A 2,496-nucleotide genomic window follows, 5' to 3' on the forward strand; every position below is an offset into this window, starting at 1 on the left:
CAGTGTGCCGGTCGGGGTGGCTCCCGCCTCGGGGCAGTCCTGCGCCGTGGTGATGCTCTCGGCGGGCAGGGCCAGTGACTTGGCGGAGTTGACCGCGTACCGGCTCCAGCTGCACTTGGCCACGTTGCCGGCCGCCGCGCTCTCGCCCCGGTCGGCGACCTGCACCGGCATGCCGGTGGTGGTCTGGTTCAGCGCCGTGTTGTAGAACGTGTCGGTCTCGGTCTCCCGCCAGCCGTAGGAGACGGCCTTGCGGTTGTACACCTTCGCGTCACGCACCATCTGCGCGGTCAGCGGCCGCAGCCCGGTGCGGGCGCGGGTGGCCGTCGGGCCGATGACCGTCGGCAGGGTCACCGTCGCGCTGTCGACCGGACCGCCGTCCCCGGTGTGGGTGTCCGTCTCGAACGCCCGCCCGGCCAGCTCGTTGCGGTCCTCGTAGCTGTACTTGCCGTCCTGCGAGGTCAGCGTGACCGTGCTGCCGCCCGTGCCGTCGGGGGTGTTGTGCGACATGCCCCGGAAGTAGAACGTCCGCGACAGCGTCAACCGGTCGTTGACCGCCGCACCGTTGTTCTTGTGGAACACCGAGGTGTCACCCGTGCGGGTCTCCACCGTGCCGTACCCGCGAAACTGCGAGTACGTGCGCTCGTCGGCCTTCGCCAGCTCGCTGTCGTCGTAGTGCCAGGCCGCGTCACCGACGTACTTGTACGACGTCAGCAGCGACGGGTAGGTCCCGTCCTGGTTCACGGTGTGCAGGTCCTGGGTGCGCACGCTCTTGACCGTGTACTTGTGGAACCAGTCCTTCTGCTGGCTGCTGTAGCCCGGAGGCTTCCACAGCGTCGGGAAGCACGCCTTGGTGTTGACCGCCGGATCCGCCGGCACGTTCTGCGGCGTGCACTCCGTGTCGTTGTACACCACCGTGATCTGCGCACCCGACTCGGTCACGATCGTCTGGATCCGGTCGTGGTACATCACCGACACGTTCGAGATCGTCCCCACCCGGTTCGGCAACTGCGCCGGAGCACCGAAGACCGTCGGCGGCACCGGCGCCGCCGCACCGCCCCCGCCGCTGGTGTCCAGACCGGTGCGCTGGATCGACTCCAGCCACAGCGTCGGCGCGTGGTCACCGCCGTCCGGGAACGAATGGGTGAAGTCGTAGCGGTCCACCTGCTGGACCGCACCCCCGACCCGCACCTGCGTGGTCACCGACGACAGCCGCTTGCGGGACCAGAACGAGGGCCCGTGGTTGGTGCAGGTCGCCCCCTGCGCGCAGTCCAGGTCGACCGGGACGTCCGGCCACCACGGCGCGTTCTCCGCCTTGAAGTGCGCGTCGTCGCACACCGCGCCCGCCGGAGTGCCGTCGATGCAGCGCTCCTTCACGTCGAAGACGACCTGCTCGGGCGCCGGGGAGAACACCGTCGAGGCCGTCATGCCGTAGTCGATCCGCCGCAGCCACCCGCCCCGCACGTACGACACGCCGGTGTTCTGCGCGTTCGCCCCGTAGTAGTTGCCCTCCGGCTGGTAGTAGTACGCCGTCGCGTTGTCGTGCAGGTCCACGACGTAGTCCAGGTTCCACCGGTAGCCCTGCACGCAGGACGACCCGGCGAAGGTCGAGGCGTGGCACGGCTCACCCGCCTTCGCCCCGTACACCGGCACGGTGTAGACCGACTTCGTCTCCTCCTTGCCCGCCGAAAACCCGGGCAGCTGGTTCAGGCCGAAGTAGAACTGCACCCCGTTCTCGGTCACCCGGTAGTACTCGCCGTTGTACGTCCCGTTCGACGCACCGCCCGACAGGTACAACCGCTCGACCTTCTCCGTCCCCGAGTCGTTCACGGGGCGGAACGCCCCGTTCTCGTAGACCAGCGGCGTCGATTTGCCGTTCAGGGAGAGGGTCACCACCTCCCCCGCCCAGCACCTGTCGCCGGACCCGGCGGGCGCGCCCGAGGAGGTGTCGTCCCCGCAGTTCTTGTAGGAGCGCTCGATGTACGACTCGCTGGTGCCCCACCCGTCACCGAGCCAGGAGGACTGGTTGTTGGTGCCCGAGGTCCGACCGTCCTGCGAGGACGAGTCGTAGGACAGCTCCGGGTTCGGGGTGGCACCGCCGATCGCCGCGGGGACGTTGAGCGGGTACGAGTAGGAGAAGGCGCCCGTGCTGCCGCCCGCCGACCAGGTGCCGGTCGGGGACAGCGCGGTCGCCGAGTACGAGCCCGACGACCCGTCCGGCGCGGAGGTCGCGGCCAGCACCGTCGCCCCGGAACCACCGGAGCCGGAGCCGGAAGGGGTCGACTCCAGCGAGGACAGCCGGAGCTTCGCCCCGCCCTCCCCCGCCGCCGACAGGTCGACCCGGGCCGACAGCGGAACCTCCGGCACCGCCTCCACCGGCGACTGCGTCTGGCACTCCGGCCGCTCCGGCGTGGTCAGCACGCACGCCGGCAGCCGCACCAGCCGCAGCCGCGCCGCGTAGTCACCGCCGAAGGCCGCCCGGAACGACGACGGATCGAC

1 pseudogene is annotated in these 2,496 nt (G+C 70.2%); it reads right to left on the reverse strand.

Annotation, left to right across the window (positions count from 1 at the left end):
- Positions 1–2,496: pseudogene (locus OO57_RS37510) on the reverse strand (hypothetical protein); the annotation flags it as partial.

The organism is Kitasatospora phosalacinea (assembly GCF_000717185.1).
In the GTDB taxonomy this organism is placed as follows: Bacteria; Actinomycetota; Actinomycetes; order Streptomycetales; family Streptomycetaceae; genus Kitasatospora; species Kitasatospora phosalacinea_A.